This window comes from Streptomyces sp. PT12 (assembly GCF_003311645.1).
Classification (GTDB): Bacteria; Actinomycetota; Actinomycetes; order Streptomycetales; family Streptomycetaceae; genus Streptomyces.
On the sequence record NZ_QEST01000236.1, the window covers coordinates 1 to 22,285 of the forward strand.

At 71.6% G+C, this 22,285-nt stretch carries 17 protein-coding genes, 1 tRNA gene, 4 pseudogenes and 2 CRISPR repeat arrays; of the genes and pseudogenes, 8 read left to right on the top strand and 14 right to left on the bottom strand.

Annotation, left to right across the window (positions count from 1 at the left end):
* Positions 1–409, top strand: a pseudogene (locus DEH69_RS25515) (IS1380 family transposase); the annotation flags it as partial.
* Positions 410–1,128: 719 nt separating this feature from the next.
* On the opposite strand, the gene DEH69_RS25520 reads toward DEH69_RS25515, so the two are convergent.
* Positions 1,129–1,332, bottom strand: coding sequence for a nuclear transport factor 2 family protein (locus tag DEH69_RS25520; RefSeq protein ID WP_113689347.1), 204 nt, complete (start codon positions 1,330–1,332; stop codon positions 1,129–1,131).
* Between the two features lie 67 nt (positions 1,333–1,399).
* The gene (locus DEH69_RS25525; protein WP_113689348.1) at positions 1,400–1,747 is read right to left on the bottom strand and encodes a hypothetical protein; all 348 of its coding nucleotides are present in this window, start codon (positions 1,745–1,747) and stop codon (positions 1,400–1,402) included.
* A 186-nt stretch (positions 1,748–1,933) separates the two neighbouring features.
* Here DEH69_RS25525 and DEH69_RS25530 point away from each other — a divergent pair, with 186 nt between their 5' ends.
* Together DEH69_RS25530 and DEH69_RS25535 are read left to right on the top strand one after the other, a co-directional pair.
* Complete coding sequence (locus tag DEH69_RS25530; protein ID WP_113689349.1) at positions 1,934–2,593, top strand: TetR/AcrR family transcriptional regulator; 660 nt, start codon at positions 1,934–1,936, stop codon at positions 2,591–2,593.
* A 50-nt stretch (positions 2,594–2,643) separates the two neighbouring features.
* A complete protein-coding gene (locus DEH69_RS25535; protein WP_220131340.1) occupies positions 2,644–3,321 on the top strand; it encodes an ABC transporter permease in 678 nt (225 codons plus the stop codon).
* An 845-nt stretch (positions 3,322–4,166) separates the two neighbouring features.
* On the opposite strand, the gene DEH69_RS25540 is transcribed toward DEH69_RS25535, so the two are convergent.
* From DEH69_RS25540 to DEH69_RS31130, 9 genes and pseudogenes are all read right to left on the bottom strand, one after another.
* On the bottom strand, positions 4,167–4,430 hold the full coding sequence (locus DEH69_RS25540) for a hypothetical protein (protein ID WP_113689350.1): 264 nt from the start codon (positions 4,428–4,430) through the stop codon (positions 4,167–4,169).
* A 268-nt stretch (positions 4,431–4,698) separates the two neighbouring features.
* Positions 4,699–5,403: a CRISPR direct-repeat array (repeat unit 29 nt; unit sequence GGGAACAACCCCGCGGGTGCGGGGAGCGG).
* 99 nt (positions 5,404–5,502) lie between these two features.
* Positions 5,503–5,859, bottom strand: a complete 357-nt coding sequence (cas2e, locus tag DEH69_RS25545) for a type I-E CRISPR-associated endoribonuclease Cas2e (RefSeq protein ID WP_113689351.1) — start codon at positions 5,857–5,859, stop codon at positions 5,503–5,505.
* Positions 5,856–6,805 (bottom strand): annotated as a pseudogene (cas1e, locus tag DEH69_RS25550) (type I-E CRISPR-associated endonuclease Cas1e). Before cas1e ends, cas2e begins: the two are co-directional and overlap by 4 nt.
* A 3-nt stretch (positions 6,806–6,808) precedes the next feature.
* Positions 6,809–7,516: a type I-E CRISPR-associated protein Cas6/Cse3/CasE gene (gene cas6e, locus DEH69_RS25555; RefSeq protein ID WP_113689352.1), complete on the bottom strand. Its 708-nt coding sequence runs from the start codon at positions 7,514–7,516 to the stop codon at positions 6,809–6,811.
* Positions 7,516–8,220 carry a type I-E CRISPR-associated protein Cas5/CasD gene (gene cas5e, locus DEH69_RS25560; RefSeq protein WP_113689353.1) on the bottom strand — a complete coding sequence of 235 codons (705 nt, stop codon included), beginning with the start codon at positions 8,218–8,220 and terminating at the stop codon, positions 7,516–7,518. The genes cas6e and cas5e overlap by 1 nt, the downstream gene beginning before the upstream one ends.
* On the bottom strand, positions 8,217–9,425 hold the full coding sequence (gene cas7e, locus DEH69_RS25565; protein ID WP_113689354.1) for a type I-E CRISPR-associated protein Cas7/Cse4/CasC: 1,209 nt from the start codon (positions 9,423–9,425) through the stop codon (positions 8,217–8,219). The genes cas5e and cas7e overlap by 4 nt, the downstream gene beginning before the upstream one ends.
* Positions 9,426–9,513: 88 nt before the next feature.
* Complete coding sequence (gene casB, locus DEH69_RS25570; protein ID WP_113689355.1) at positions 9,514–10,284, bottom strand: type I-E CRISPR-associated protein Cse2/CasB; 771 nt, start codon at positions 10,282–10,284, stop codon at positions 9,514–9,516.
* On the bottom strand, positions 10,281–14,891 hold the full coding sequence (gene casA, locus DEH69_RS25575; protein WP_181727606.1) for a type I-E CRISPR-associated protein Cse1/CasA: 4,611 nt from the start codon (positions 14,889–14,891) through the stop codon (positions 10,281–10,283). The genes casB and casA overlap by 4 nt, the downstream gene beginning before the upstream one ends.
* A gap of 137 nt (positions 14,892–15,028) precedes the next feature.
* Positions 15,029–15,232 (bottom strand): hypothetical protein, encoded by a 204-nt coding sequence (locus DEH69_RS31130; RefSeq protein WP_147255845.1) that lies wholly within the window; start codon positions 15,230–15,232, stop codon positions 15,029–15,031.
* A 707-nt stretch (positions 15,233–15,939) separates the two neighbouring features.
* Positions 15,940–16,517: direct repeats of the CRISPR family, unit length 29 nt; unit sequence GGGAACAGCCCCGCGCGTGCGGGGAGCAG.
* Between the two features lie 333 nt (positions 16,518–16,850).
* On the opposite strand from DEH69_RS31130, the gene DEH69_RS31800 reads away from it, so the two are divergent.
* A tRNA-Tyr gene (locus DEH69_RS31800) sits at positions 16,851–16,955 on the top strand.
* 176 nt (positions 16,956–17,131) lie between these two features.
* On the opposite strand, the pseudogene DEH69_RS31135 reads toward DEH69_RS31800, so the two are convergent.
* Positions 17,132–17,296: pseudogene (locus DEH69_RS31135) on the bottom strand (site-specific integrase); the annotation flags it as partial.
* On the opposite strand from DEH69_RS31135, the pseudogene DEH69_RS25580 reads away from it, so the two are divergent.
* The 3 genes and pseudogenes from DEH69_RS25580 to DEH69_RS25590 all read left to right on the top strand — a co-directional run bounded on the left by DEH69_RS25580 (position 17,244) and on the right by DEH69_RS25590 (position 20,228).
* Positions 17,244–18,211, top strand: a pseudogene (locus tag DEH69_RS25580) (zinc-binding dehydrogenase). The pseudogenes DEH69_RS31135 and DEH69_RS25580 sit on opposite strands and share 53 nt — an antisense overlap.
* Positions 18,212–18,425: 214 nt before the next feature.
* Positions 18,426–19,106 (top strand): hypothetical protein, encoded by a 681-nt coding sequence (locus tag DEH69_RS25585; protein ID WP_113689356.1) that lies wholly within the window; start codon positions 18,426–18,428, stop codon positions 19,104–19,106.
* Positions 19,107–20,030: 924 nt separating this feature from the next.
* Complete coding sequence (locus DEH69_RS25590) at positions 20,031–20,228, top strand: hypothetical protein (RefSeq protein ID WP_147255849.1); 198 nt, start codon at positions 20,031–20,033, stop codon at positions 20,226–20,228.
* On the opposite strand, the gene DEH69_RS25595 is transcribed toward DEH69_RS25590, so the two are convergent.
* Complete coding sequence (locus DEH69_RS25595) at positions 20,215–20,715, bottom strand: hypothetical protein (RefSeq protein ID WP_113689358.1); 501 nt, start codon at positions 20,713–20,715, stop codon at positions 20,215–20,217. The genes DEH69_RS25590 and DEH69_RS25595 overlap by 14 nt on opposite strands.
* Complete coding sequence (locus tag DEH69_RS33130) at positions 20,691–21,239, bottom strand: GNAT family N-acetyltransferase (protein WP_258534959.1); 549 nt, start codon at positions 21,237–21,239, stop codon at positions 20,691–20,693. Before DEH69_RS33130 ends, DEH69_RS25595 begins: the two co-directional genes overlap by 25 nt.
* A gap of 670 nt (positions 21,240–21,909) precedes the next feature.
* On the opposite strand from DEH69_RS33130, the gene DEH69_RS25605 reads away from it, so the two are divergent.
* Positions 21,910–22,260, top strand: coding sequence for a BlaI/MecI/CopY family transcriptional regulator (locus DEH69_RS25605; protein ID WP_113689359.1), 351 nt, complete (start codon positions 21,910–21,912; stop codon positions 22,258–22,260).
* The last annotated feature ends 25 nt before the right edge of the window (positions 22,261–22,285 follow it).

A 22,285-nucleotide genomic window follows, 5' to 3' on the forward strand; every position in this document is an offset into this window, starting at 1 on the left:
GTCGTCAATCTCCGCGGCGGTCCTCACTCTGGAGCGGCAGTACTGAAAGAGCTCAGTGACACCGCTGCCGACCACATCACCACCGCCCAACTTGCCCTGGCCCAGTTGCCGAAGAATCACCGGCGTGGACGCCAGACGCTGATGCGTACCGACTCCGGCGGCGGCACCCACGAGCTGGTCGCCTGACTCGCCCAGCGGGGCGGATGGCTGTCGTACTCGGACGGCAGGACCTCACCGACGCAGTCCACCAAGCCGTCCTCGAGGTTCACACCGCCGCGTGGACGGTGGCCGTCGAGCCCGACGGCGAGATCCGCGACGGTACCTGGGTCGCAGAACTCGACGGCGACGTCCTCAAGGGCTGGCCGAAGGGCGGCTGATCGTCCGCAGGGAAGGGCCACACCCCGGCGCGAGCCGGGGGGACCTGTGCAGGGAGCCGATCACCGGGGTGCACCAGGCCGAAGCTGAGGAGCGCCGCGATTTCGGAGAGAACGCTGAGCGTGATGACGTAGGTGATGTGGCCCGCGGTCGGCGAGAGTGGCTCGCCGCCCATGCCGTGGCCGATGACTGGTAGGCGCCACAGGCACATGGGGAGCGCCACGACTGGGATGGCGTGGGCGACCCGGTGGGCCAGGTAGGGGCGGGCGGCTCGGCCTCTGTCACGTTCACGGCTTCAGCATGACCAGACCGTCACAGGGGGCGTCTCGCCAGGAGGTGATCTCGACCCGTCGCGAGGGTGACGGCGGCACCACCCTCTCGGAGCACCCCACTCCTGAACGCCAGCGCGCCAGCGCTTGCCAGTGACGCGTGACTCCCGAATTGCGGCGCGTGAAAAAGGCCAGATCGCCGACACACAGCGTCGGCACACCTCCGCCACGAGCCCGCCGCAGAGATCCCGACCTGGATCGCGGCCGGAGACTTCCGGGAGGTCAATTGTCCGCCGCCCCGCCCCTCCCCGGGGACACGGGCACGATGCGGGCGGCGGGGGCGGTGCGACGCGGGATGTGTGGGGGTGCCGCCGCCGACCACGGTGAGCCGTGGTCGGCGGCGGCGTGGGCGAGGTGTGACGCGCCCCGAAAACGTTCAGAGCGCCTTGAGCCGCCTGAGTAGGTGGAGGCTGTCGGAGTTGAGCTAGTACTCGACGAACTTGCCGTCCCGCATGAGGAGTGTGTCGGTTCCGGTGAAGGTGACGGCGGTGCCGGGCTCGGCGGTGGCACCGGGGAATCCGCCGGCGTAGGTGCCGGTGGCGGTCCAGCGCACGGACAGGTAGGCGCCGTCGATCACCGGCGGGACCTCGATGGCGAACTCCAGGTCGGAGGTCGGGGCGGCGGTCATCAGAAGGCCTTTCGTCGAGGTGGTGGACGGGGGTGCGGGGTGCAGGGGCTGCTGGCCGGGGTGGCCCTCAGCGTCGCTGGACCCGGTGGATGGCGAGGAGGAGGAAAGCCGCCGCGGTGACGATGAGGGCGACGAAGCCCGGGTGGATGTCCTTCGACAGGCTCGGCGCGCCGTCGGGTCGGGTCTGCCAGATGACGAACGGGATGGCGTAGACGAGGGCCAGGATCGTGGCGGCCGCCTTGACCACCGTGTCGCGGGCCCGGGTAAGGGCGCCAACCAGCGTGATCAGGACGGGGACGAACGCGATGAAGGCGAATCCGGTGAGCACCAGGAGTGGCGCGATCCAGGCGGGGACGGTCACCACCAGAGGGGTGCGTCGCTCCTCGCGTGCGACGGTATCGGACGAACGTGCCATGGCTGGTCTCCTTGGGGGCTTGTGCTTTCGCGTCCAACCGCTCACGGTCCTCGTGCGGGCCCGCGCGAGCGGTGCCGCGTGGACGAGGATCCCGGGCAAGCGAGCTAACGATCGTAAGGCTACGTTCGTAAGTTCACGCCCGCAAGTGCGTTCCGTCGGTAAGCTTCGGAATGTAAGGTCACAAGGGTGAACGAAACCAACACGGCAGGCCCGGCCGCAGCAAAGCGGGCACGTGTACGCAATCGCCGCGGCGAGGGCGGCCGCCTGCGCGAAGAGATCATCTCCGCCGCCGCCGCACTCCTGGACGAGACCGGGGACGAGAAGGCGATCACCCTGCGGTCGGTCGCCCGCAAGGTCGGCATCGCCGCCCCGTCGATCTATCCGCACTTCCCCGACCAGCCGGCCATCATGCTGGCCGTCGTGCAGCGGGAGTTCGCCGCGCTGGACGCCTGTCTGCGCACTGCCGTGCGGGACGCCGGGGACGACCCGCGGGGCAGGCTGTACGCCCTCTGCCACGCCTACCTCGGCTACGCGCAGAGCCACCCCGAGCGCTACCGCACGATGTTCGGCGGGCTGTGGATCCCGACGCTCGGCGACAGCTCCCTCACCGAGGAGGATCTGGTCAACCTCGGCGCGACGGCCATGCGGCTGCTCGCGGACGTGCTGACGGACTGCGTCTCGGCGGGCCAGTCCGCGATCACCGACCCGGAGCAGGACGCCGTCGCCCTCTGGGTCGCCCTGCATGGCCTCGCGCACCAGCACGCCGCGACGCGGATCTTCCCCTGGCCCGGGGAGCGCATCGCCGACACCCTCATCGAGCGGATCGCCCGCCTCCGGGACGCCTGACCCCTCCCGTCGCCGACCGGGACCCCGGGGCGCGTCTCGGCCTCGACCCGGTGGCGCTCGCGCCCGACCTTGACGCCTCCGCGCTGATCGGCTGGGAGGCGGCCGAGGAGCTGACGGGCGACGAGGTGCCGCCGTCCACGCTGTACGAGCGGTCGGAGGAGTCCGCCGTGGAGGAGGGCGCCGAACTGCTGCCCGCCACCGTCAACCCGGAGCTGCCATCGGAGGTCGTGATCTCCGGCCCCTCGGACGCGCTGGCGGCGCAGGAGGCGGCGGACGAGACCCTCACCACGCTGCTGCTCGCCCTCGGCGGGGTCTCGCTGCTGGTCGGCGGCATCGGGATGGCCAGCACCATGGTCATCGCGGTGCTCGAACGGCGCTCCGAGATCGCCCTGCGCCGGGCCCTGGGCGCCACCCGGGCCCACATCCGGCGTCAGTTCCTCGGCGAGTCGGTGCTGCTGGCAGGTCTCGGCGGGATCGGCGGCGCGCTCATCGGCGGCGGGGTGACCATGGCGTTCGCCGCCAGTCGCGAGTGGCCGTTCGCCCTCCCCCTGTGGGTGCTCGGCGGCGCGGCCGGGGCGACCGTGCCTGTCGTCGCGTACCCGGCCGCCCGCATGCCCCGACCGCCGCCCTGTCCACGGCATAGCGGCGGGCCTTCGCCCCGTACGGAGCAGAGTCCGACAGATCGGGTGCGGCCGGGTCAACTCCTCAAGCACCGGTCTGCGACGTGACCCTGAGCTCCCTGGCCACCTTCACTCGGCCTCGGGTGCTCGGTTAGGCGCTACACCGGCGGGGGACGTCCTGGCGGGCCTGTCCCTGACCGAGGACGCCAGCGCACATCTGGCCCAGCTCGCGCGCGGCCAGGGCCTGCGCCCCTTTCGCGACCCGCACGTCGCGAACGGCGGTGAGGGCGAGGACTGATCGGCGACCCCGGCAGGGAAGACCGTCAGGCGGGTTCGGTGTTGAGGGCGCGCCCGGCGGGGCTGCGGGTGTGGAGCCAGGCGGGCAGGGCGGCCAGCGCCGCCACGGCACAGGGCGGTGTCCGGCAGAGAACAGGTCGGCGACTGCCCGCACAGCCGAAGGCCCATCGCCCGGCCACTGATCGCCTGCGATCCCTGACTGCCACGTCCTGGGAAGGGGCGGTGGTCCCCGCGGCGCGGTGTTCATCCCCCAGGTGTTCCCCAGAGGTGCAGGCTCGGCCGACTCTGGGCAGGAAGGCGCAGGTCAGAGGTGGTGTGGCGGAGTGAGGCTGAGCCCACTGTTAGATCTGCCGGCTCAGCCTTCCCAGGTTCGAATCCTGGCGCCGCCACCCTGGTGAAGCGGCCTCTGACGCGCAAATAGATCGGTTCCAAGGTCATCAAGGGTCTGACGCCTTCGATTTGCCCGTCCCACGGTGGGCGGCGGAGCCGCCCTGGGTCGCTGATCTGCGAATACGCAGGCGGGGCCGTTCTCGTTCCATCGAACAATCCGCGGGCGCAATGCGCCCTATGTCCCACTCTGTTCCGCCGGATTTCGCGTGCTGACCAGCGCGTGTGGGGTATTCGTGGACAGATCTGAGGAGTCCGATCGGCCTGACTCAGGACCGTCGGTTGCCGTATGCGGTGATCTTGGCGTTGGTGGCGTCGTCGCTGTCGTCGATGAACTTCGCGTAGACCCGGAGCAGGACCGCGACGGTGTGTCCGGCCCGTTTGGCGACGGTCTGTGGACCCGCGCCGACGACCTCGCCGACATCCCGGGCGACCCCGTCACCAACGCCCTGGCCGCCTACAACGCCGGGCCCGCCGCCGTGCGCACCTTCGCCGGGCCGCCGCCGTTCCCCGAGACCCGCGACTACATCCACCGGATCAGGGAGCTCGTGCCCCGCTATCAGGCCGCCCTGATCGCCAGCACCGAAACGGTCGACGACTGCGCCTTCACCCTCCCCCGCCCCAACCCCCACACCTGGACCAGCCACCAAGGCAGCCGCGGCCCACCTCAGCAGGCTCTCGACCACCGCCTGGGCGCCGACCACCTGAGGCCGACTCGTCGAAGCCCTCGGCCCCTCACACAGATCGCCACCAGCTCCACCGACCTCCCCTTGAACAGACGAGCTTTCTGGTGCTCAGTCGCCTCGTGCCCCCGCGGGTGCGGGGAGCGGCACCGTCAGCGCCTCTGACCAGCCCGGGAGGGGGGAACAACCCCGCGGGTGCGGGGAGCGGGCAGGGCCGGGCCGGGCCGAAGAGGATGAACAGAAACGGGAACAACCCCGCGGGTGCGGGGAGCGGTCTTCGATGCGGTCGGCCGCCGGCGGGCTGCCGGGAACAACCCCGCGGGTGCGGGGAGCGGGCCAAACCGATGCCTGTGTCAGCCAGTGCACGGGGAACAACCCCGCGGGTGCGGGGAGCGGCGGGGACGCCGAGAGGCCCGCGGCTGGGCGGAGGGAACAACCCCGCGGGTGCGGGGAGCGGCCCGGGGCGAGCGACGTGAGGGCGCCGAGAGAGGGAACAACCCCGCGGGTGCGGGGAGCGGGCGACGTCGATTGAGCCAGTGGCGTGGGACCGGGGAACAACCCCGCGGGTGCGGGGAGCGGCTGGAGAGGGCAGGTGACGCGGTGAAGAGTAGGGGAACAACCCCGCGGGTGCGGGGAGCGGTCGGGCGTTCACCGGGCCACCTGCACCGGGTTGGGAACAACCCCGCGGGTGCGGGGAGCGGGCGGGTCGGGGTCACGGTGTGCTCCTGGTGGTGGGAACAACCCCGCGGGTGCGGGGAGCGGGCCGTGCTGCCGGTCACCACCGACCCGGTGCCGGGAACAACCCCGCGGGTGCGGGGAGCGGAGGGGCTGACCTGCGGGTTTATTTCATGTGGAGGCCGTTTTTACTTACTTCCGGGGAAACGGTCATGGCGGGCCTTTCCCTCCGTATCGGCCGGCCGATTCACTTGCCGCCGAACCTTCTGCGTTTGGCTGCCTTGCTCCAGCCTGATGTCGGTGGCTCGTTGCCGGTGAGGGGACGGTCTCTTCGAGTGGGGCGGTGGATCAAGGTCAAGCCCTCGTGGTCCAAGGGGTGCCAGCCATGATCGTGGGTTCTGAAGGTGTAGCCCTGTTCGTTGTCGGCCTGGTGGGCGAGGAGTGCCCTGCCTTGGCCGACATAGGTGCGGACCTCGTCCCACAGGAGGTCTCGGACGCGGGCTGTGGGGGCACCGACGAAGACGCCGGGGGAGATCTCGAGAAGCCAGCGGGTGAGGAAGCCGCGGAGCCCGGCCGGGCAGTTGGTGAGGACGATGACGGTCACCAGATGATCTCGTCTTCCGCGTGGTTGCGCCCGGCTTCGAGATGGGTGTCCCGGTCGCCCTGGACGGTGACGCGGTCCTCGGCGTCGGAGGTGTCCCGCGTCCCTTCGTAGCGCAGCAGGGTCTTGATGTCCTGGACGCAGCGGTCGAGCAGGCGCGTCTTGTTGATGCGGTCGCGCAGTGCCCTTCGGGTGCGGGCGCCCATGTCGTCGTCGCCCTGGGCCGCCGCGTCGAACGCCGCAGGGATGGCGACATCCGTCTTGTAGAGGTCGGCGATGTCGAGGACGAAGGAACGCTCGTGCCCCGAGTGGACGAAGCCGAGGCCGGGTGAGCAGCCGAGGGCGACGACGACGGCGTGGGCGATGCCGTACATGCACTGGGCCGCCGCGGTGATGCCCTGGTTGGGCGCGTCTCCGGCCGAGAAGTCGCCGGGGTTGTACTCCCTGCGCTTCCAGGGACGCCGGTGCGCGCGGCTTCCCTGCGGTAGCAGTCCTTCAGGCGGCGTCCCTCGGCGCTGAGAAGCTCTTGCCGGGTGCGGCCCGACGGGTCCTCGTCGGGGAAACGCAGCCGGTACATGTCGCGGGCGACGTCGAGGCGCGTGCGGCGGTTGGCCCAGAGGGTGGCCTGGGCCTCGACCAGGCCCGAGGACCGGGTGAGTGCGCGCCCTCCGGCGTAGAAGCGGACGCCGTGCTCGCCGACCCAGATGACTCCGGCGCCGCATTCGCCCAGGACGCTCATCGCCTGGTGGGTGACACGGGTTCCCGGGCCGAGCAGCAGGGTTCCGATGGTGGCGGACGGGATGTGGGTGACGCCTGCTGCGTCCTCGGCGGTGATGGCGTTGTCGTCGCGGTGGACGGTGCAGCGTTCGAGGTAGACGAAGGACAGCCGGTCCCCGACCCGGCTGAGCTCACGGGGAGTTGACGCTCTGCGTCGGCCGATGGTCGACATGGGTCACCGGACCGGCGCGAGGGTCATCAGGCCGCAGCCGTATGCCTTGGCCTTGCCGAGGCCGTTGGTGAGGGTGCGGCGCAGCAGGGCCGGGTCGGTGATGCGCAGGCGGCCGTCGTAGGTGACCTGGGTGATGCTCACGCCCGGCCGCCTGTCCTGGCCCGGCTTGGTGAACTGGAGGGGGCGGTGGTCGCGCACGATCAGCTGGTGCTCGTCGCCCTCGGGCAGCAGCCGTTGTTCCTCGGGCTTGGCCAGGATCTCGAAGCCGTGCTTGTCCTGGCGGTCGAGGAGCCAACGGGCCTGGTGGCGCGGGGTGAGGTGCGCGGTGCGTTTGGTCGGCTCGCCGTCTTTGCGGCGGATGCTGTGCACCGGGTTGGCGGTGAGCCGGAAGCCCCAGGTGGTGCCCGGCTCCAGGGCGGTGAGGAAGTCGTCGTAGCCGTAGGTCTGCCAGCCGGGCGCGTCGGTGGCGGCGGGCCAACCCGCCTGGTCCACCAGGTGGGTGAGGTCGGGGCGGAAGGGGCTGACGATGAAGAGCAGGATCTCGTCGCGGGGGTTGCGGTCAAGGCGCCAGAGTACGCGGGGCTTCGCGCCGTCCGCGGTGGGTGGGGTGGGGAAGGCCGCGTTCACCGCGCCGTGCAGCCGGTGGGGAGAGGCGAGCAGGTGCCGGGCGTCCCTGCGACGTGTGTTGACGCGGAAGCGGGTCAGGTACATCAGCTCGTCCTCAGAGCGGCGGTCGGGTCGTGGGACGGTGGTGGCTCGTGGCCGGGCCGCTGTGGGTCGACGGAGGTGGTGGTGACCGCGCGGAGGTCGTAACGGCGGTGGCGGGGGTCGAAGCTGAGCGGCGTGTCCCTGAGGGTGAAGTGCGGTGGCTCTCCCGGGGCGTTGTCGAGGAAGATCTCCAGGGGGCGCTCGGCGTCGCGTCGGTGGCGGTACCAGTCGCTCGCGTGCCAGGGCTCGTCGCGGAGCGCCGTCAACAGGTCGGTATCCCTGCGGACTCCGAGGTCGAGCGGCTCGGCGGGTGGGCAGGAGCGCCGTCCCAGGTAGGGGAGGAAGGCGGGGGTCAGGAGCGCCGTGTGCAGGGCGTCGACGAAGGAGGAGTCGCCCTCGAGGCCCGCGACGAACACGGCGTCCGCGAGGTAGAAGCGCTCTGACAGCGGCATGGCCTTGCCGGAGTCCGCGTGGTGGGCGGTCTGGAAGTCGCGCAGGCGGGTGCCGGGTTGGTCGACGCGGACGCCGAACCGCAGGGCGGCCAGGTCGGACAGGTCCGCGTCCCGCTCCCGGCCATCGGCCGCGGCGAGGAGGCCGAGCACGCCGCTCTTGGTCGGGGCGTTCTCCGTGGTGCGCCGGGCGAAGCGCCCCGCGGAGCCCCATGCCTGGAGGGGTCCGGCCAGCCGGAGCAGCAGGACGCTGGTCATGCCGCCTCCGGTGCCAGCCGCTCGGCCACCGCCGCCCCCACGGCGTCGATCAGCTCGCGGAGGCCGACCTCGGTGCCCAGGTCGGCGAGTGCCCGGGTGCCGGATCCGACCCGCAGGACCCAGCCGCCTTCGTCGTCGATGCCGAACTTCTCCTCCAGGTCCGGGACAAAGCGGGCGAGTCGTTCGCAGCTCGGGGCCAGGAAGCCGCCGTTCTCCGGGTCTTGGGCCACCGGCTTCTCGAAGGCGGCGACGAAGCTGACCGGCCGTTTGGTGCGGAGCTTGACGATCACGGCGTCGGGGAGGGTGGTGTTGCCGAAGGTGTTGATCTTCCCGGTGGGCAGCGAGGCGATGAAACCCTCGATGAACGCCTCGACCGCGCGGCGGGTCGGGGTGCCGGGTGCTTCGTCCTCGCGCAGGCCAGCGCCGAGGTTGGCGTGCAGCTGGTCGACGTCGAGGGCGGCGTAGCGGTAGAGGGTCGCGGAGTTGAACTCGACCGTGCCGATCATCCCGGCGCCCTTCTCGGCGTCGGTGTTGTTGTCGTCGACGGCGGTGTAGTAGTCGGACTCGTTGTCGACCGCGTGGACGCTGAGGGCGTGGGCGACCTGGGTGGACGCCTCGACATTGAGGTCGGTGGCGTCGGCCACCATGCGGCCGAAGAGGGCGATGTCCACGGAGTGGCCCGTGTTCACCAGGGCGCGGGCCCGCGCCTTGTTCTCCTTCGCCTTGAGGAACGCCTTGAGGGCGGTGACATCGTCGGTGCCCTTGGTGCCTTCGAGCGTCAGGGCGGCCAGGGCGTCGAGCTGCCGCCTGCTGAGGAACATGAGGTAGGAGGACTCGGGGGCCGTCTCCTCCGCCTCGCCGTCCGCGTCCTTCTTGCGCCGCGGCACCTCCAGCTTGGAGTTGGTCGCCGTCTGCAAGGTCTCCGCGGCGACCTTCCACGCCGCGGCCCGCTCGATGGACGGCTCGGCGGCGGTGATGCGCCCGGCCAGCTCGTCGACGAGCTTCTTGGAACGGACGCCCAGGTGGGAGGGGTCGAGCAGGTCGTCGAAGGCGCGGCGGGTGGCGCGCTTCCACGCCTGGCTCGACACACGGGCGCGGCGCACTCCGCCGTAGACGGCGGTCTTGGGCTGGCCGGTGTCGTCCCGGTTCAGGTTGCTCGGGGGGACGGTCTGGAGCACATGGATGTCGAGGATGGTGCGCGCCACGGTGATGGACTCCCTTTCGGCGAAACGGTGGTGAAGACTCTGTGGCTCTGTGGCTCTGTGGTGCGGGAGGCGGACGGTCCCGGTGCGATCAGTCGGCCGAGGGATATCGGTCGTCCGGAGGGCTCGGCTGGCCTTGGGCGACGGGGGCATCCGTTCCCTCGGGGTCGGCCGCGCGGCGACGTTGTGCCCCGGCGAGGTGGAAGTCCCTTCCCCAGGAACGGTGGACCTGGCCTCGTCCGCCCGGCTCCTGCCACCGGAGGAGCTGATCGGCCAACAGGCCGTAGTCCAGGGGGAGCCCGGCCGACCTGAGCAACAGGACCAGCTCGCGCAGCCGCAGCGTCATGACGTCGAAGGAGGTGGCGGAGGCCGTGCGCACGAACCGCTTCCGCAATCGCTCGTCGAGCTCGTCCGTGCCCTCGGCGCGCATCAGCTCGCGCACGGCCCGACCGAGGCCCCAGCCCCTCGCGTGCATCGACACCCCGCGGTGCGCCTGCTGGTGGAGGGACCACAGCGTCAGGGTGGAGTGCAGCGCCGCCTCGACGCGGTCGAGCGTGCGGTCGCTGCTCCAGTACCCGGTGTCCGCCGGTGGGGATGCCTTCTCCGCCGCCTGCTGGAAGGCGTCCATGCCGATCAGGCCCCAGAGATCGGGCTGGGTGTGCAGGGGGCGCCCGAGGCCACGGCGCAGCCGGGCGAGGGTCGCGACCGCTTGGGGCCGGTCGGCCTGGTAGCCGACATAGAGGCCGCGGATGTGAGCGGCCACGGCGGTGCGGAGCGGGCTGTCGCGCGGGCTGTCGCGTCGAGGCGGCGGGGAGGAGGTCGGCTCCGCGGGCTTGGCCTGCCGCGGCACGGTGCTGGTCATGAGGAGGGCTCCGGGGATTCATCGGTGATGTCGGTACCGGGTGATGGCGGCGCCTGTGCGGCCACGGGGAGGGCCACGGGGAGGACGTTGTTCAGCCGGGCTCGGAACCACTGCTCGGCCTGCGGAAGGTCGATCCAGCGGGAGCCACCCTCGCGGCTCTCCACGAGGCGGCCCTCCCAGGCGGCCGGGCCCGCCGAGTCCAGCAGCTTCTCCCCGAGTTCCATGACGATCCGTCGTGCCGTGCGGCGCCACTCCTCGCGGGCTCGCTCCGGGGGGATGGGCCCGCCTAGGCCGACGAGCCACCGGCGGAACGGTCCGTCCAGCTCGCCGAAGCCTTGGTCACGGGCGGTCGCCGTGGGCGTGGAGGCGTCGCAGCCCGCGGCGCGCGCGAGATTCCCGGCGAGATGGCCCAGCGCGGTCACCGCGTCCTCCGCCTCGGAGACCGCCGCCAGCGCCACGCCCTGGTACTCCGGCAGGGACGCGTGCAGCAGGACGACCGGGAGGGTCAGGGCGTCGTCCACGACCTCGTCGATCACCGATTGCTGGGTGCCATAGAGGGCGCCGATGGTCCGGGTCCTGACCAGTCCGCCCCGGGGCAGCAGGTTCTCCTCGGCGAGCAGGTGCAGCCAGCGGACCACGCCCGACGGCCACATGGTGGAGGGCTCCTTGCCGCCCGAAGGGGCCTCGTGCGGTGTCGCGGGAAGAAGGCTTTCGAGGCCGCGCCAGGCCGCGCGCGTCGGGTCGTGCTGACGTGGCAGGTAGACGGGAAACCTACGCTGCTTCTTCTCCTGGGCCGGGCTTCGGCGCCATGCGGTCATCGGCTCGTCCCTGAACTTGTTATACGCGGTGAGCGGGTCTCCGTAGCCGAGGACGACGCCGGTGACCGCGCTCCCGTCGTGGTGCAGCAGCAGCCGCCGGGACTGCCAGGTGTAGAGGTCGCACAGGCCCGAAGGGCGGCGCGTGCCCGGGTCCTCCCCATCGACCGAGGGCCCTGGGCCGGGCGCTTCGCGGCGCCAGATGGGCAGGTCGTCGCCGTCGTCGGGCTCGGGGTCGCGGAGGATTCCGTCGTTGTCCCGGGGGATCAGATTGAGCAGAAGCGTCTCGCGCAGGCTGTCGCCTTCGGCGAGAATGCCGCCGAGATTCCCCGCCCAGGCCACGCCGAGCGGATAGCCCTTGCCGCCCTTGACCCGCGGATCGCCGACCGCGCCCGACTTGATGCCCGAAGGGTCGAACGCGTGGGCGTGCACCAGCCAACGGGCGGCTTCCGCGAAGCTCAGCTTGTCGACTCCGGGACGGCGCATGGAGAAGAACGGCTCTCCGTTGGGCACATCCGCCACGATCCGGTTGAGCGAGGAGACATCGTTCTTCTCGGTGTGCAGCCCGGCCACCTGGTAGAACGGGCGCTTGGGGTGGAGGAGATCGAAACGCTCCCGGTGACGGTCCAGATAGTCCGGGACGTCGGCGAACGGCTCGGCGGACCGCCACAGGGCCTCCCACGCGTCGAGATCCGCGGGGCCGTGAAGCGCGTCGTGCGCGACGGCAAGGAACAGCCGGAGCAGCGCGAACTCCTGTGTGGGAAGGTCACCGACCAGCCGCCGCACGTCCTCCGCCCGGAGAAAGACATCGCGCAGCGAAAGCTCACCGGTCGTCCCGTCACGGAACTGGACGGGAATCCACGGACGGGACACCAGGTCGAAGGCAGGCACAAGATCCACCACTCTCGCGTCACGCTCACCGGCGGGCCTGATCAACAGCCCATCCGACTCGCTGTACTCGAGGTCGTAGCCTGCCAGCCGGGTCTGACAATTCTCGTCCAGAATCAGAATCAGTTCACCGGCCAGCCAAGGACAGTGCTTGTTCTGCCACCCTTCTATATAGGAACGCTCAAGTTCGGCGATCGTTCGATCAATCGCCCAGGGTTTGCTGAAATGCCACGGCAGGGTGAGCGCGCTGGCGGCGACGGCCTCCGCGGCGTGCCGGGGCGGTGGGCAGTGCTCGGGAAGCTCCAGTCCGCCCCGCCCGCGGTCGAGCCAGGGGACGGTGGTCAGCGTTCCGTCCCGGCGCCGCCGCACCACGAGCACCTCGACGCTCTCCTCGCCGTCCCGCACCTGCGCCCGGCCCGCGCGGCTGTCCTCCGCCTCGCCGACTCCCGCGTCGATCCACCCGACCACGGGCCTTCCGGCCCGCCTGACCGGCCCGAGCCGGAACGTCTCGGCCCTCTCCCGCTTGTCGACGAGGAGCTTCCGGTGGGCGGCGCGGGCCTCGTCCATCGCCGAGCGCCATGTCTCCGGGCCCACGGGATCGTCGCCGTACGCTGCCTGAACGAGCGGGCTGATGTCCTCGGGGAGCCGCAGAGGGCGCCCTTCGAGATGCGGTCGAAGCACGGCGAGGGCGCGCAGCAGCGTGTGCGCGCCCTCGTACACCCCGAGAGAGCCGCGCACCGGCCACGGTGGGTCGGCGTTGCGGTCGCCGTTCCCGTCACCGTTGCGGTCGCCGTTCCAGTCGACGCCGGTCACCAGGCACAGCGGCTCGCGGAGCCGAGCGGGCCGCACCCGGGTGTGCCGGTGCAGACGGCCCATCCGCTGGAGCACGAGGTCCACCGGGGCCAGATCGGTCACCAGGAGATCGAAGTCGATGTCGAGCGACTGCTCGATGACCTGGCTCGCCACCACGACGTGCCGCTCCGCGGGCCGTTCGCCCCCGGGCCCGAACAACCGCCGCAGCTCGGCGTCCTTCCGCGCCCGGTCGGCGGCCAGGAACCGAGCGTGCGCCACCGTGACGTTCCCCTCACCGAACCGCTCGCGCAGCCGCTCCGCCGTCTCCTGCACCCGGTCCACGGTGTTGCGCACGACCAACGCGCAGCCGCCGTCGGCCAGTTCGGCCTCAAGGCGGTCGACAAGCGCGTCGAGGCCGTCGTCAAGGCGCTCGACACGGACCGCGGAGCCACGCCCCGAGGGGACCGGCCGCGCGCTCGACGGCGCCTCACCGGGAGCCACCGCGGTGAGCAAGGGGTAGGCGTCGGCCGGTTGATCGATGTCCACCGGCTCGCCCGCGTAGGCCGTGGCCAGCGCGCGGCGCCGGGCGGCGGGCAGGGTCGCGGACAGGAGCACCACCGGGACCCGGTAGGCGCCAAGCCACCCCAGCACCCGTTCCAGATAGGTGCTCATATAGGCGTCGTAGGCGTGCACTTCGTCGATCACGACGACCTTGCCCGCAAGCGCGAGATGCCGCAGAGCGAGGTGTCGGCTCTTGAGCCCCGCGAACAGCACCTGGTCGATGGTGCCCACAGCGAACGAAGCCAGCGCCCCCTTCTTGCGGCCCCGCAGCCACTGGTGCGCCTCCAACTCGCCCGGGTGGGAACGCTCCGCGACCCCCGGCCGACTGATGCCCTGCCCTCCGTCCACCTCGACGGCCGCGACGGTCCGGGAACCTGCGCGCACCAGCCCGGCCCACCGCTCGTTCAGAATGGCCTTGGCGTGCGCCAGGAACACCGAGCGACGATCGTCCCCACCGGCGGGCAGACGTTCCAGCCAGCCCAGCAGCCGCCCGAACATGGCGTCCCCCGTCGCCCGGGTCGGCAACGCCAGGAACACACCGCCCGCACCCGCCCGCGCGGCGAGCACTTCCGCGGCCAGGAGAGCCGCCTCCGTCTTGCCCTCGCCCATCGGCGCCTCGATCACCAGCAGCCCACCGGCCTTCATGGACCGGGCCACCCGCACGGCCTCCACCTGCACGGGGCGGGCCGTCGCTCCCTCGGGCAGGGCGAACCGCGCGCCAAGCAACTCGTCGGCGGAGCCGCCCGGTTCGTCCGGGGCCCATGGCCCCGGGAGGTCAAGGCCGCGCCAGGCCCTCTCAAGACGGTCAGGGGCCGGAAGCCCATAGGGAAACAGCTCCCGGGAACTCGCGACCCAGTCCGCGAGGATGACCAGGGCACTCAGCAGCACCTGCACCGGCTGCGTCAGCCGCGCCGTTCGCCAGTCCGACAGCCGTTCCTCGGCGCCTGATGCCTCGGCGCAGGCGGCGAGCAGCTCGAACTGGACCGCGCGCCACAGACCCTCGCTCGGGCCGGGCGTACGGAGGAGGTCAGGACGCAAGTGCAGCTGGTGGAGCTGGCCGTGGCTCGGGGGAACGCCGTGGTGCCCGCCGATCACCACGGCGAACTGACCCGAACTCCGCCCCGTCCACCCGTGCCGCTCCGCCAGCCACTCCTGGAGGACAACGTGCCCGGCCAGGGCATGCGGGGCCAAGCGCCGGTCCTCGCCGAACGCCTGCCGGTAGGGCATGTCGAGGCCCGCGGCGCGCATGCGCTCGGCAAGCGGCCCGAACTGACAGGCGAAGGCGGGCGTCGCCTTGCCGATGTCGTGACTCGACGCCAGCCAGACGACGAGGCGCCGCGCGTCCGCCTCGCCGTCCGGCAGCGCCTCGGCGACCAGGCGCCGCACCTGACCGGGAACCCACGCGTCCCACAGCCGCCCCGCGACAGCGCCGCTGTCCACCATGTGCTGCCACAGCGGCAGCCAATCCCCCTCGGGATCCTCGGACTTGCCCCAGACACTGCGGGCCGCCTCCGAGAGGTGGGCGAAGCCTGGCGGGCGCGATACGGACATCGTCGTCGCTCCTGTCGGTGCGCATCGATGGGGGACTCTCAACGCCGCGGGGTGTGGGGCCCGACGGCGGGCCCCACACCCGGGGCCGTGGCTTGCGCGCTGCTTCCACAGCGCTCACGGCGGCAGTTCAGCGGCGGCTACAGCGGCGAGGGCTGGCAGACCCCACCGTGGTCGCGGCGCCACCGAGGGTGACCCATCACGATCACGATGACCACCACGGCGAGCACGGTGACGCGGATCATCTGCTCGACGGGCGACGCGACACCGGCGCCAGCCGCGAGCAGCGCCACGAGCACCGCTCCGTATCCGCCTCGACCGGGTTCCGCGTTCCTCGGTAACATCGGTCCGTTCTCCTTCTTGTCGATGCGACTGACGTTGGACGGAGACACGGCCGGGTCGATCGATCTCCGCGGCAACGGAGGTGTGATGGGCCCGGCCTCTGCCTTGAGCAGGGCCGTCCGCGAGCAGACCACGGCCGCGGTGGCGTGGCCGGTGATCCGCGGGACAAAGATAGACCGACCCGCGGGTCAGCAGCAACACGGTTCGGTGGGCAATGGACTTGTGGCACAGTTCGACTCAGTTCGGCAACTGAGTGGGCTGAGCTCCCCGATGCTTGGCGGTGCCTGGCTGTTGCGCAGCGCAACGCAGTTGGCTGGCCTTCTGGATCTTCGCGGACGCTCGACTCCCCCGGCCCCGGCGGCGGGGGAGCGCCCTCACGCGCATCGCCCCTGGCTGTGTTGCCGAATCTTGCCAGTGAGGCCAACTACGAGGTGCGATCCGGCGCCTTGCCAGGTTGGCGCCGCTCGCCGCTCGCTGATCCGCGAAGACTGAGAAGGCGCGGTGTGTCGCGAGAGCGCTCTGATGCGCATGAGTACGGCGGGATTGAGAGCCACGGCCCGCGCTGAGCGGTGGACCAGAGAGAATTCGCCCCATTTGCCCGTAAGGGAGGGCGGAACCCCGCAGGCGCGGGGAGCATCCATGTGGCGCAGTCGACTCAGGGGTCAGCCTCGTGCAATGACGAGGAACACGGTGCAGAGAATCTACCGCGCGGAGCACCCCCGCGCGTGCGGGGAGCAGTGTTTGAGTTTTCACGTGTCTTCTCTCCCCTGGGGAACAGCCCCGCGCGTGCGGGGAGCAGGTCTTATGGGAACGTGCATATGGGAGGGATGCGGGAACAGCCCCGCGCGTGCGGGGAGCAGTACGCCGAAGCCACCGCCTACGCCTACCTCGCGGGAACAGCCCCGCGCGTGCGGGGAGCAGGCCGAGGCGCGGCGTGTGCGGGCGGCCGAGTTGGGAACAGCCCCGCGCGTGCGGGGAGCAGGTCGACGGCGTGGGGCACCTGGCGTTCGCGGTGGGAACAGCCCCGCGCGTGCGGGGAGCAGGAGGCCAGCTCGGCGTCGTCCTGGCGGGTGCCGGGAACAGCCCCGCGCGTGCGGGGAGCAGGCACCATCCGGACCCGCGGCGGATGCGGCGCAGGGAACAGCCCCGCGCGTGCGGGGAGCAGGCCGAACCCGCGGGCGAAGCGCGCGCCGGAACGGGAACAGCCCCGCGCGTGCGGGGAGCAGAGCCCAGGCCAACAGGCGTGGGGCGGCGCGGAGGGAACAGCCCCGCGCGTGCGGGGAGCAGAGGGCGTGAACTGGAGCTTTATGGCGTCGGGGGGCGAGTTTTGCTTGCTTCTCGAGAATCGGGCATTTCGTGCGGTCATCCTTGAGGAGGCGATGCTCTCCATACCTACCATGAGGTCTCGGCTGCGTACTGGCGCAGTCCCGATGTGGTGAGGGCGCGGCCCGTGTCGTGCCGGGGGAAGGTGATCAAGTGCGCGCTGTCGTTCGGTGCCTGTTGCGGAAGCGCTCCTTCTTCCGGTGCGTTGATGTGCGCTCTGGGTGACAACCCTCGTGCCCGGCGAGGGACGGATGTGAGGGGCGGAGTGGCGTCCGTGGTCTTGTGGGACATCTGTGGGGTGGCGGACGCCAGAAGCCGCATCGCGCCTGGTCAGGGGCTTGTGCGGGGGAGACTGTAAATCTGCCGGCTCAGCCTTCCCAGGTTCGAATCCTGGCGCCGCCACCCTGGTGAAACGGCCTCTGATCTGCGGATACGCAGCCGGGGGCCGTTCTCGTTCCGACGAACACCCCGCGGGTGCAATGCGCCCTATGTTCCATTCTGTCCCACCGGATTTCGCGTGCTGACCAGCGCGTGTGGGACATGCGTGGGACAGATCTGAGGAGTCCGATCGGCCTGACTCAGGACCGTCGGTTGCCGTATGCGGCGATGTTGGCGTTGGTGGCGTCGTCGCTGTCGTCGATGAACTTCGCGTAGACCCGGAGCAGGACCGCGACGGTGTGTCCGGCTCGTTTGGCGACGGTCTGTGGGTCCGCGCCTGCGGCGAGCCAGGCGGACAGGGCGGCCGCCGATGTCCACGTGCGCACCACTATTCACTTCGCCCCCGTCGACCTGCCCTACACCCCGGGCAACGAGGTCGTCGGCACCACGAACGAAGGGCGCCGACTCGTCGGCCTCACCCGCGGCGGTGGCTACGCCGAGCAGGCGCTCGTCCACCGCCGCACCGCCTGGGAGGTCCCGGCGGCATCACCGACGACCAGGCCGTCGCGCTCGCCCTCCAGGGCCAGTCGGCGTGGCATCTGCTGTTCACCGCAGCCCGGTTGAAGGCCGGGAGACCGTGGTGATCCCGGCGGCGGGCGGCGGCCTCGGCACCCTCGCCGTCCAACTCGCCAAACGCGCCGGAGCCAAGGTCGTCGCACTCGCCAGCACCGAGGCGAAGCGCCAACTCGCCAGCAAGCTCGGCGCGGACGCCGTCGTCGACTCCACCGCCACCGCCCACGCCGTCCTGGAACGACTCCGCCACGGCGGCCTCGTCATGCTCGTGCCGTTCGGCGGAGCCCAACGCCAGTGCATCGACATGGCCGTCGGCGACTCCGACCTCCACGAACTTCAACGTCACCCGCTCCCTGCGCACCGGCGCCAGCGGCCGCACCATCCTCGCCTCCCTACCAGAACCCATCCAGCAACGCGTCCTCGCCGAGCCCGTCCCCGCGGAAGCCGGACCGGGGGTCTACCGGGACAACGACGAACTCCTCGCATCGCTCCAGGACATCCGCGACCAGGGCCACGCCCTCGGCCACGAGGAACGCATGGCCCGCTGGAACAGCTGCGCGGCCCCGATCATGCGCAACGACTCCGTCCTCCTCCTCAAACCGACCATCGCCATGCCCGGAGCCCCCACCTGGACCATCGAAGCCACCAAAACAGCCGCGGCCCACCTCAGCAGGCTCTCGACCAGCGCCTGGGCGCCGATCACCTGAGGCCGACTCATCGAAGCCCTCGGCCCCGCACACGGATCGCCACCAGCTCCACCGACCTCCCCCTTGGCTCCCCGGGAATCAGCTGAGGCACGTCCACCAGGCCCTCACCGCGCTGAGGGGTCACCCGCAGGTGCCAGCCGACTCGGTGCTTGACGCAGCTGCCGTGGCGGAGGAGGCTGCGCAGTCGTTCGAGTCGATCCGGGTGTCCTGACGTATGCCGTCGACGCTCGGCGCGGCGTTCGACGCATCCATCGACGCGCTGCGCGCCGCCACGCGCGCCGTCCCGGCCATCCCCGAACCGGGACAGGTGCGCACCCTCCTCTTCCAGACCCAGGAGTTCTTCGCGGGCCTTCGCACCTCCCCCGACACCTTCGCTCGCGACGCCGCCCGGGCGCCCGGGCCCGGATCGTTCATGAACCGGGCCCTGGCCGATATCCGCGCCCACTTCGCGGTGGCGGACCGCCACCTCGCCGACGCCCTGCGCCGCGTGCTGATCATCAGCGGTCCGTCCGGCGAACCCGCCGACCACCTCCAGGCCGCGGCAACCCGCCTCGCCGTCCCCCGCGACCTGATCGGAACCCACCGTGGTCCCGACGGCGAGCCGCTCACCCCCTACCGCTACCTCCTGGCCGACTACCTGCTGGCCGACGCCCGGGCGCAGCGCCACGTGTTCTTCCGCGTCACCGACCTGGCCGGGGAGCTGGGGCACTTCATGGAGCGCGGGCGGCACGTTGGAGCACGTCGCCGTGGAGGGCGACCGGGTGATCCGCGCCGTCCTCCAGGCCCGCCACGGCACCGGCCGGTCGCTGAGCGGCGCGGACCTCGAACGAACCTCGAGGAGCGGGCCGCTGCCGGGCTCCCTTTCCGTGGCCGCCCTGGGGAGGATGATGAGTGAGTCATGTCATCGCCCCCAATCGCTCGGCTCCTGGTGTCGGCACGTGCCGTTGGCTTGCCGCTGCGCTTTGCAAGGGCGCCGGTCTTCGCGTGGTCGGCACGGTGCTCGGGGTGTGCGCGCACCACCTGGTGGCCGATGGGCCGGTGGCCGCGGGGGCGGGTGCTCGTCTGGCCGCGGGGCGGGTGCTCGTCGGGGCCGCCGCGTTGTTCCTCGTGGGCCTTGTCGGGGCGAGGTGGCCTCCGTCGTTGCCTGTGGCGCTCGCTCTCAGCGGCCTGACGCAGGCAGCGCTGCACGCGTGGTTGGGCGTGGATCAGGGCCATGGCATGGGTGGGGCGCACGCGCCCGGGCACTCGGCGCCCGGTGTCGAGGCGCACACGGTGTGGCATGAGTGGGCGCGCGGTGCGATGGCGATAACGGTCGGGCACGTGGTGGTGGCGGCCGTGGTCGCCGTGCTGCTCCATCGTGCGGACGCCGTGTGCTGGGCGGTGGGCCGGACGGGTTCCGCCGCGCGGGCGTTCGCTGATCGACCTCGGGACGCCGGAGTGGCGGCGTGGTCGAGGAGTGGAGCGGTCCCCACCCGCGTGGCGGGTGCTGGCGGACGTGGTGGTGCGACGCGGGCCTTCCGGCAGGACCGAGCTCAGCGCGTGAGACCTCGTTCCCTCCGGGGGAGACGGTCCCGAGGGGTGGGAGTTCACCGCCGCTGACGACGGCTACACCGTCGCCGGGTCGGCCGTTCCGGCCGGTGAGGACGCCGTCCACTCCGTCGTAGTGCGGCAGCTGCCGGATGCCGAGGAGGTGGTGACCAAGACGCTCCAGACCTACGAAGGCGGCCGGGTCGACCGCTGGATCGAGCTTTAGTCCGCGGGCTCGGGCCACGGCAACGAGGCGCCGGTCCTGGCGCTCGAACCGGCCGCCCCCGACGCCGTGCCGCTGGAGCCGGTGGAGCCGGTGGAGGAGGAGCCGGTGGAGGAGGAGTTCGCGGCCGCCGCGCCTGAGGCGGAGGCCGCGCCGGAGAGTGAGCCGACGGAGTCCGAGGAGACGGCTGCGGAGGAGGACGAGGACGGCGGTTCCTCGGCCGGCGTCTGGATCGACACCCGCGTCCGTCGGGTCAGGCCGCGATGAGGCGGCCGCTGCGGTCGAAGAGCGTCATCGCGCCCGCGCACAGCGCGCCGATCGACGCCAGGGCGGCCCAGGGCAGCCAGGCGGCCCCGCTCGCTGCCGACACGTCGAACAGCGCCCCGACGGCGAGGTTGCCCAGTGAGACGGCCACGTCGCAGACGGTCTGGTAGGCGCCGTAGTAGGTGGCCACGAGGTCGGGGCCGGCGAACCTGACGAGGGTGTCCATCTCGAACGGGTAGAGCAGGGCGCCGCCCAGGGCGAGCAGCGCCGCGCAGGCGGCGAGTGCCGCAACGCCCACCGTGGTCTCGGGCGGGCTCGGCAGCAGCGGCAGGAACGCGGCCCCCATGACGAACAGGCCGACGGTGATCGCCGGAGGTCCGGGAATGCGCCGTTGGGCCCACGTGGTGAGGCGGGCCTGGCTGGCGATCGCCGCGAGCGCGGAAACGGCGAAGACGGTGCCGGTGATCAGGCCGGCGTGCTCGGGCGACACCTCGCGGCCTGCGGGGCGTTGATCTGGTCGGGGCGGCGGCAGTTGTGGGCGGCGGTGTCGTCGTCGGCCATGCTGGCGTTGTTGTCGCCCTCGTACTCCTCGACCGGCCGCATCCTGCGGATGGGGAAGCGCTCGTCGAAGAGGCGCGTGAAGATGCGGACGACGCTGTCGGCGACATCCGCGTTGACGACGAGAACGCCGCGGGAGACCTCGCCGTCGAAGTCGATGTGGTTGATCTCCACCCGGCGCAGGTCCTCGCGGGTGGCCGGGCAGCCCTCGCGCCACATGCCGACCGCGACCATCTCCTCGGTGGCCAGGCGGCTGCCCTCGGGGGTGAGGGTTTCGCCGCGGGGTAGCCAACCGTGCCGTTCGTAGTAGGCCCCGGCGCCATCGGGACCCACGGCGGTGACCAGGCTGTCCCGGGCGCAGCCGGCGGCCGCCGCGTCGGAGACGAACTGGTGGAGCAGGACGGCGCCGATGCCCGATGAACGCGCGGAGCTGGTGACCACGATGTGGGAGAGCACGGCGGTGGTTCCGGGGTGGGGGCGGGCGCCGGGTCTTCCGCTGCCTTCTTCCGGCCGGGGAGGAGTTTTCGCAGGTAGCGGCCCAGTCGGGTGCGCGGGAAGTGCCACGCCAGGTGAGGGCGGACGACCAGGCCCAGCAGGGGGCGCCCGGCGAGCCGCGGTCCGTGGGAGCGCAGCACATGACGCCGGTGGGTCGGCGGATCGAGCACCCCGACCAGGAAGCCCACCGGACGTCCCGTGGTATCGGCCACATAGGCGCGGGCGGCTGGACCGGTGATGTTGGTCCGGGCGTAGGAGGTGATGAACCCAGGGCCCAGGCGGGCGAAGAACCCGTCGGGGAAGTGCCCGAGGTGTTCCTCCACCACGAACGGCAGGTCCTCGGGCGTCATCGGGCGCAGGATGAACAGTCGCCGCTCGTTGGGGAGTTGCTCGCGCGTCCCGGGAATGTGCGAGCTGTCCGTGGCTGGCTGTTTCCGCGGCGGGGCGGGGTCGGATCGCGCGGCGGCGCGGGGGTCGGCGTCCCCACCCGCAAACTACTCCACTCTGTAGGAGTTCGTGGAGGCGGGCGTTCCGGACCTCCGGTCGTCGGCGCCGCGCGGCCGCCCCGCACGCTGGCTGCGGTGGCCTCCCACGGCCGCCGAACCGCGCACGAGGACGAAGGTGAACGAGGATGCGTCCGCTGGGAGAGCTGGAAGCCGAGGTCATGAACGTGGTGTGGCACAGGGCCGGGCCCGTGACCGCGCAGGACCTCACCGACGCCCTCAACGAACGACGCCCGCTCGCCTACACCACCGTCATGACCGTCGTGGACCGGCTGCGCGCCAAGGGCTGGCTGACCAGGGAGAAGGCCGGCCGCGCCTTCCGCTACACCGCCGCCCGCTCCGGTCGGGCTCGCGTCCAGTCGGTGGGCGCGGTGAAGAGGCGCACCTCGGTGACGCCGCTGACGTTGCGGGCACCGCAGACGTCTCCCGGGGCGACCTGCGGCCTCCGGGCTTGTCTCTGTGCGCTGTCGAGGGGTTGACAGGCGGGCGATCAGGAAGGTTAAT

Bases quoted from the DNA above. Each gene is read 5' to 3' on its own strand.
- DEH69_RS25605 (WP_113689359.1), top strand. From the start codon at position 21,910: ATGCGTCCGCTGGGAGAGCTGGAAGCCGAGGTCATGAACGTGGTGTGG.
- cas6e (WP_113689352.1), bottom strand. From the start codon at position 7,516: ATGTACCTGACCCGCTTCCGCGTCAACACACGTCGCAGGGACGCCCGG.
- DEH69_RS31130 (WP_147255845.1), bottom strand. From the start codon at position 15,232: ATGTTACCGAGGAACGCGGAACCCGGTCGAGGCGGATACGGAGCGGTG.
- DEH69_RS25585 (WP_113689356.1), top strand. From the start codon at position 18,426: ATGCCGTCGACGCTCGGCGCGGCGTTCGACGCATCCATCGACGCGCTG.
- DEH69_RS25525 (WP_113689348.1), bottom strand. From the start codon at position 1,747: ATGGCACGTTCGTCCGATACCGTCGCACGCGAGGAGCGACGCACCCCT.
- casB (WP_113689355.1), bottom strand. From the start codon at position 10,284: ATGACCAGCACCGTGCCGCGGCAGGCCAAGCCCGCGGAGCCGACCTCC.
- cas5e (WP_113689353.1), bottom strand. From the start codon at position 8,220: ATGACCAGCGTCCTGCTGCTCCGGCTGGCCGGACCCCTCCAGGCATGG.
- casA (WP_181727606.1), bottom strand. From the start codon at position 14,891: ATGTCCGTATCGCGCCCGCCAGGCTTCGCCCACCTCTCGGAGGCGGCC.
- DEH69_RS25520 (WP_113689347.1), bottom strand. From the start codon at position 1,332: ATGACCGCCGCCCCGACCTCCGACCTGGAGTTCGCCATCGAGGTCCCG.